At 65.0% G+C, this 6,521-nt stretch carries 8 protein-coding genes and 1 pseudogene; 1 reads left to right on the top strand and 8 read right to left on the bottom strand.

The window, feature by feature from the left end:
• The 8 genes from ACYPYD_RS09640 to ACYPYD_RS09605 all read right to left on the bottom strand — a co-directional run.
• Positions 1-230 (bottom strand): 3-keto-5-aminohexanoate cleavage protein (locus tag ACYPYD_RS09640; protein WP_459662912.1); only part of this gene is annotated, 230 nt, incomplete at its 3' end.
• Between the two features lie 19 nt (positions 231-249).
• On the bottom strand, positions 250-1,494 hold the full coding sequence (locus ACYPYD_RS09635) for an acetyl-CoA hydrolase/transferase family protein (RefSeq protein WP_051586802.1): 1,245 nt from the start codon (positions 1,492-1,494) through the stop codon (positions 250-252).
• Positions 1,495-1,529: 35 nt separating this feature from the next.
• Positions 1,530-2,324, bottom strand: a complete 795-nt coding sequence (locus ACYPYD_RS09630) for an enoyl-CoA hydratase-related protein (RefSeq protein ID WP_036525291.1) — start codon at positions 2,322-2,324, stop codon at positions 1,530-1,532.
• A complete protein-coding gene (locus tag ACYPYD_RS09625; RefSeq protein WP_036525289.1) occupies positions 2,321-2,752 on the bottom strand; it encodes a PaaI family thioesterase in 432 nt (143 codons plus the stop codon). The genes ACYPYD_RS09630 and ACYPYD_RS09625 overlap by 4 nt, the downstream gene beginning before the upstream one ends.
• Positions 2,753-2,759: 7 nt before the next feature.
• Positions 2,760-3,518, bottom strand: coding sequence for an SDR family NAD(P)-dependent oxidoreductase (locus ACYPYD_RS09620; protein ID WP_036525287.1), 759 nt, complete (start codon positions 3,516-3,518; stop codon positions 2,760-2,762).
• A 26-nt stretch (positions 3,519-3,544) separates the two neighbouring features.
• Complete coding sequence (locus tag ACYPYD_RS09615; protein WP_162177375.1) at positions 3,545-4,021, bottom strand: MarR family winged helix-turn-helix transcriptional regulator; 477 nt, start codon at positions 4,019-4,021, stop codon at positions 3,545-3,547.
• 74 nt (positions 4,022-4,095) lie between these two features.
• Entirely contained in the window at positions 4,096-5,259 is a 1,164-nt protein-coding gene (locus tag ACYPYD_RS09610; protein WP_036525283.1) for an acyl-CoA dehydrogenase family protein, read from the bottom strand.
• Positions 5,260-5,262: 3 nt separating this feature from the next.
• The gene (locus ACYPYD_RS09605; RefSeq protein WP_036525281.1) at positions 5,263-6,153 is read right to left on the bottom strand and encodes an SDR family oxidoreductase; all 891 of its coding nucleotides are present in this window, start codon (positions 6,151-6,153) and stop codon (positions 5,263-5,265) included.
• Between the two features lie 163 nt (positions 6,154-6,316).
• On the opposite strand from ACYPYD_RS09605, the pseudogene ACYPYD_RS09600 reads away from it, so the two are divergent.
• A pseudogene (locus ACYPYD_RS09600) lies at positions 6,317-6,521 on the top strand (hypothetical protein); the annotation flags it as partial.

Genomic DNA, 6,521 nt, shown 5'->3' with positions numbered 1-6,521 from the left:
ACGTCGCTCGCCTGTTTGATGACCTTGAGGAACGGCGCGAAGTCTTCGGGTTCGTGCACCGGCTTGCCGGTCTGCGGATCGCGCGCGTGCAGGTGGACGATCGCCGCGCCGGCCTCTGCCGCCTCAAGCGCACTCTGCGCGATCTCGTCGGCCGTCACCGGCAGATGCGGCGACATCGACGGCGTGTGGATCGAGCCCGTCACGGCGCAGCTGATGATGGTCTTGGCCATATAATCCTCTCTTGTGTTCTCAGAGCCGATCCGAAACCGCACGCCAGCTTTCTGCCAGGACATCGCGGAATTGGGGGGCGGCTATACGTATAAGGGCTTCGGCGCGGTCATCATGGCTCTTGCCCCGCAGGTCGGCGGCACCATGTTCGGTGACGACCACATCGGTATCGAGCCGGCTCAGCGATGCCGGGCCGCGTGCAGAGGCAGGGTCGATGATGCGCGACAGCGTGCCTTTCGCCGCGTCGGCGGGAAGGCAGATCAGGCGCAGCCCGCGCGGCGACAGGCGGGCGGCGGCGGCAAAGTCGCTGGCGCCTCCCGGTCCCGACATGGCGCCCTTGGGGCCGACCTCGGAATAGACTTGTCCGAACAGGTCGACTTCCAGCGCGGAATTCACCGTGACGAAGTGTTCGGCGGCTCCCGCGATGCGCAGATCATGCGTTACCGAGGCCGGTCGGAACTGGAAATGGGGATCATCCAACCCTGCGTAGAGTTCGGGCGATCCGATCGCGACGCCGACGAGGGCGCTCGAACCCGGGGCCATGGCCCCCGACCGCACCAGCCGCAGCCCGCCGTCGCCGACGAGGCCGGTATGAAGGCGCAGGTCGCGGCGGTCATGCAATGCATCGAGGACGGCGTCGGGCACTTTGCCGAGGCCGGTCTGCAGCGTGGCGCCGTCTTCTATGAATCGGGCCGCATGTTCCGCGATCGCGCGCGAAACAGGGTCCGGAAGATCGGCGGGCGTGCCTTTCAATACCTGATCCTGCTCGATGAAAGCGGTCAGTTCGCCGAAGGGAATACCCGGATCGCCTGCCGTGCGCGGCATGGCGGGGTTGATATGCGCGATCCGCGTTCCGGCGCATCGCCAGAAATCGGGAATGAATGCTGTTTCCGGCCCGAACGAGCACATTCCGTTTTCATCGGGCGGGCTGCACATGAACAGCGCTGCGCTTGGCGGCTCGGCCGCATAGAGCGCGGATATCTGCCCGTAGCACAGCGGCCTGAAATCGACCCGCTCGGGTTCTGCCCTGAGCTGCGGCGTCTGGAAGAACGTCAGCACCCGGCTCCGGCTGCTTCCCGACCATGTCCGGCGGTTGAGGCCGGGCACGAAGATGCCGGAGAACCGCATGGCCGCCAGGGTATCTCCCCCCCCGGCGACCATATCGGCCAGCAGATCCGATTCCGCGCTGCACGACGAAACCAGCGTCAGCCCACCGGGCGGCAGGACTGCGGCCAGATCGTCTTCGGTGATGCGTCGTGGTGCCACGGGCCGGACCTGCTGATTTGCTATCTGCTATTCCGTCACTTCACGTACTTGTGGAAGTCGGGCGCGCGCTTCTCGGTGAAGGCGCGGACGCCTTCCTTGGACTCGTCGGTGTCGTAGAACAGCTTCACCGCATTGAGCGCCAGCATCGAGATGCCGCGGATGTTGTCGCTGTCGGCATTGAAGCTGCGCTTGGCGAGCGCCAGCGCGGTGGGCGAGCGCTGGGCGAGGATGTCGGTCCACTCGGTCACCGCCGCATCAAGCTGGTCGTGCGGGACGATCTTGTTGACGAGCCCCATCTCGAGCGCTTCTGCCGCCGTATACTGGAGGTTGAGGAACCAGATCTCGCGCGCCTTCTTGTCGCCGACGTGGCGGGCGAGGAGCGCCGTGCCCCAGCCTGCATCGACCGAGCCGACCTTGGGGCCGACCTGACCGAGCTTCGCCGATTCCGACATGATCGAAAGGTCGCACAGCGTCGCGAAGACATTGCCGCCGCCGATCGCGAAGCCGTTGATACGGGCAATCACGGGCTTGGGAATGTCGCGGATGATCGACTGCAGTTCGTCGATCGGCAGGCCGACGATGCCGCGCCCGTCGTACTGGCCTTCGTGGGCCGACTGGTCGCCGCCGGTGCAGAAGGCCTTGTCGCCCGCGCCGGTGAGCACGACCGAGCTGACGCCGCGATCGTCGGCGGCCAGCTTGAACGAGGCGATCAGTTCCTCGATCGTCTGGGCATTGAAGGCGTTGTAGAGCTTGGGGCGGTTGATCGTGATCCAGGCCGCGCGGCCCTTCACTTCGTAGATCACGTGCTTGAACTGGGGTGCTTCGCTCATAGCGAGTCCTTTCCTGCGTTGTTCTTGTAGATCGCGTGGGAGCTGGCCATCACCCGCTCTCCGACGGTGGCGATCGCCTGGGTGAAGATCATCGTGCGCGTGGTCTTCACCAGCACGACGTCCGCAACCAGCCAGTCGCCTGCGACGGGCGGAGCCAGGTAATTGACCTGCAAGGATATTGTCGGCGTATGGGGATCGGCGGCCTCGCGGTCCTGGTAGACGAAGGCCTGCCCATCAAGGAAAGTCGCCATGGCGCCGCCGTGCATGCCGCCGACGCCGTTGCAGTGATCTTCCGAGACTTTCAGGCAGTAGCGCTTCGCTGCCCAGTCGACCCAGATCTGGCCGACCGTCCACGCTCCCGTGCGGGTAACGATGCCGGTTTCCCAGTTTCCCGGGATCGGCGGCGGGGTGGTGTCCTGATCCGACATGGCCGGATCAGACCATGTTCATGCCGCCGGAGACGGAAATGGCCTGCCCGGTGATATAGGCGCCGTCGTCCGACGCGAGCATCGCCACGATGCCGGCGTAGTCCTCGGGTTCTCCCATGCGCTTCAAGGGGATACCGCGCACCATCGCGTCCTTCCACTTCTCCGCGTCGGCGCCTTCGCCCAGCACCGAGGCCATCATCGGCGTATTGGTGGGGCCGGGGCAGACGCAGTTGGCGAGCACGTTCTTGCGCGCCAGTTCGCGGGCGATCGACTTGGTGAAGCTGATGAGGCCGCCCTTGCAGGCCGAATAGACCGCCTCGTTGCTGGTGCCGACGCGCGCCGCGTCCGAGGCGATGTTGATGATCCGCCCGCCGCCGCGCTGCGCCATCCGGCCCGCGACCGCGAAATGGGTGTTGAGATTGCCCTTGAGGTTGATCGAGATGACCTTGTCCCAGAACTCCGGGGTGGTCGTGAGGAAGGGCATCGGCTTGTCCCATCCGGCGTTGTTGACCAGCGCCCAGACGGGACCAAGGGTGTCCTCAACGGCACCTACGGCAGCCTGAACGGCCTCGAAGTCGCTCACATCGACCTGCCAGGTCTGCACCACGGCGTCTCCGGCGAGCTTTGCGGTCTTTTCGCCCGCCTCGGGGCTGAGATCGAAGATGGCGACCTTGCACCCCTCCGCCGCGAGCCTGAGAACGAGCGCGCGCCCGATGCCCTGTCCGCCGCCGGTGACGATGGCGACCTTGCCTTCCAAACCTTTCACAACAACCTCCGTTTGTTCATGACCGGCTACATTTCTATGTCGCCGGCCCCTTCGGCATCGCTGCCGATGAGTTCGATCAGTCTCGTCTTGACCTTGAGGAGCACGCCGCTGGCGCCCTCGAGTTCTTCGTCCTCCACCACGCTCATGATGTCGGCTTCCACCGCATCGACCGCTTCCCTGATCGTGGCGACCAGCTTCTGGCCGGCCTTGGTCAGGTATATGCGGCGGGCGCGGGCATCGCGTTCATCCGCCCGGCGTTCCACGAAGCCGCCGCCTTCCATGCGATCGACCAGCCCACCGATCGCCACCTTGGTGAGATCGAGGTCGGCGGCCAGCGCGGTCTGGGTCATCCCGTCGCGGCGCGACAGGAAAGCCAGCACCCACCACTGCGATCGCGTGATGCCGAGCGGCTTGAGCGCCCGGTCCACGACGATGCGGCGCATGCGCGACACGTCGTGGATCAGGAACCCGAAACGCAGGTTGGAATCCAAATTCTTGGGCACGCTGGAAACTCCGGAAGTTGAACCTTCCGCACTATCCGCAATTGCGCGCGCATCAAGAGGTAAGCGTGTTTCCATTACCCTTTGCGCGCAAGCTTGCCCTTGAACATCTCACGCGCGATGATGGTCTTCATGATCTCGATGGAGCCGCCGGCGATCTTGACGATGCGCGCGTCGGCATAGGCGCGGCAGATCGGGTACTCCCACATGTAGCCCCAGCCGCCGAACAATTGCAGGCACTTGTCGACCGTTTCGCAGTGCAGCTCCGAGGTGGTCATCTTGGCCATCGCGGCATCGACCGGATCAAGCTCGCCCTTCATGAACAGGTCGATGCACTTGTCTGTGAAGACCCGCGCCATCACCGCACGCGCCTTGAGGTCGGCCAGCACGAACTGGGTGTTCTGGAAATCGCCGATGGTCTGGCCGAAGGCCTTGCGCTCGGCGGTGTAGTCCACCGTCCATTCGATGACGGTTTCGGTCACGGTCGCCGAGCGGATCGCCTGGGCGAGCCGTTCCTGCGACAGCTTCGTCATCATCAGCGCGAAGCCCTGGCCTTCCTCGCCCAGCATTGCGCTGGCGGGCACGCGCAGGTTGTCGAAGAACAGTTCCGAGGTGTCCTGCGCCTTCATGCCCAGCTTGTCGAGGTTCTGGCCCCGGTTGAAACCGGGCAGGCTGGCATCGACGAGGAACAGCGAGGTGCCCTTGGCCCCGGCGGCGCTGTCGGTCTTGGTGGCGAGCACGATCACGTCGCACAGCTGGCCGTTCGAGATGAACACCTTCTGCCCGTTGATCACGAAGTCGTCGCCGTCGCGTTCGGCGCGGGTGCGGATCGCCTTGAGATCGCTGCCCGCGTGCGGCTCGGTCATGCCGAGCGAGCCGATCGCCTCGCCGCTGACCATCTTGGGCAGCCACTGGCGCTTCTGCTCCTCGGTCCCGAAGGCGAGGATGTAGGAGGCGACGAGGTCGGTGTGGATCAGGAAGCCCGGGCCGCTCGTGCCCGCGCGCCACAGTTCCTCGAAGACGATGACGTCATAGAGATAGTCCGCGCCGATGCCGCCGTATTCCTCGGGAACCGTGCAGCACAGCATCCCGGCCTCACCGGCCTTGAGCCATACGTCGCGCGGGACGATGCCGTCCTTTTCCCACTGGTCGTGGAAGGGGACGATTTCCTTCTCGATGAACTTGCGGACGGTGTCGCGCCACATTTCGTGTTCGGGCTGGAAGAGGGATCTTTCGATCATGGCTCAGTTGCTCCCCCGTTGGGCTTTTTCCTTGGCGACCGAACCCGCGATAGCGGCGCGCGCTGCATCCCACTGCTCGCCGGTCAGGTTGGTGAGATCGGCGAAGGTGCCGGGACCGGCCAGATGCTGCGCACCGTCGATCGCGATGGTCTGCCCGGTCAGGTAATTGCAACCGTCCGACAGCAGGAAGGTAATCAGGTTGCACAGTTCCGGCATATCGCCGAAGCGGCGCAGCGGCACCGTCTCGCAATTGGTGGCCGAGCTTTGCGTGTCCGGGATCGGATTGAGCTTTTCCCACGCGCCTTCGGTAGGGAAGGGGCCGGGGGCCACAGCGTTGAGGCGGATGCCGTAAGGGCCCCATTCCACCGCCAGCGACTTGGTCATGGCGTCGATCGCAGTCTTGCCCATGGCGGACGGCACCACGAAGGCCGATCCGGTCCATACCCAGGTCGTCAGGTTGGAGACGACCGCGCCCGCGATCCCGTCGCGAATCCAGCGCTTGCCGCACGACAGCGTAGTGTAGAACGTGCCGTCGATCACCGTCGAGGTCACCGCGCGGAAGCCGCGGGCGCTCAGGTCCTTGGTCGGTGCGATGAAGTTGGCGGCGGCGTTGTTGAACAGGCCGGAAAGCGGACCCGTCTGCCAGATCGCCTCGATCATCGCGTCCACTGCATCGGCATCTCGGATGTCGCAGGCGTGAGCATGGACCGCGCCGCCGGTCGCCGCCGAAATCTGCGCCGCCGTTTCGTCTAGCAGCGCCTGGCGACGGCCGCAGATATGCACCACGGCGCCGCGCGCGCTGAGGCTACGGGCGATCTCCCGGCCAAGGCCGCTGCCGCCACCGGTCACCAGAATGGCCTTTCCGGCCAGCACGTCCTGTTTGAAGATGTCCAAGTCCTGCTCCCTTGGCCGGGTGCTGCCCTGACGGGTGCCAAATCGCCCTTGCCACTAATTGTGAACCTGTTTACAAAATGATTCGTCGCTGTCAAGAAGGCTGCGACGATAGGCCGCTGCGAAAGCAGCGGCAGAGCCGAAAAATGATCTTGCGGAGGATAGGGTGCAGATCGGTATAACCGCGATGGGCGCATACTTGCCCGCGCTGCGCGTCGACCGCAAGGCGATCGCCCGCGAATATTCCTGGAGTGGCCTCGGCATGCCGCGCGGCGGTTTCCGCGCGCTGGCTGGCTGGGACGAGGACAGCCTGACCATGGCTGTAGAAGCGGCGCGGGGTCTGGTGCGGACCGCGCCCGAAAGTCTGCGGA

Source organism: Novosphingobium sp. 11B (assembly GCF_054589055.1).
The sequence above is the reverse complement of the archived record's forward strand: the minus strand, read 5'-3'. Positions and strand labels throughout refer to the sequence as shown.

Coding starts and splice junctions, on each gene's coding strand:
- ACYPYD_RS09630 (WP_036525291.1), bottom strand. CDS start 2,324: ATGAGCGAAGCACCCCAGTTCAAGCACGTGATCTACGAAGTGAAGGGC.
- ACYPYD_RS09625 (WP_036525289.1), bottom strand. CDS start 2,752: ATGTCGGATCAGGACACCACCCCGCCGCCGATCCCGGGAAACTGGGAA.
- ACYPYD_RS09610 (WP_036525283.1), bottom strand. CDS start 5,259: ATGATCGAAAGATCCCTCTTCCAGCCCGAACACGAAATGTGGCGCGAC.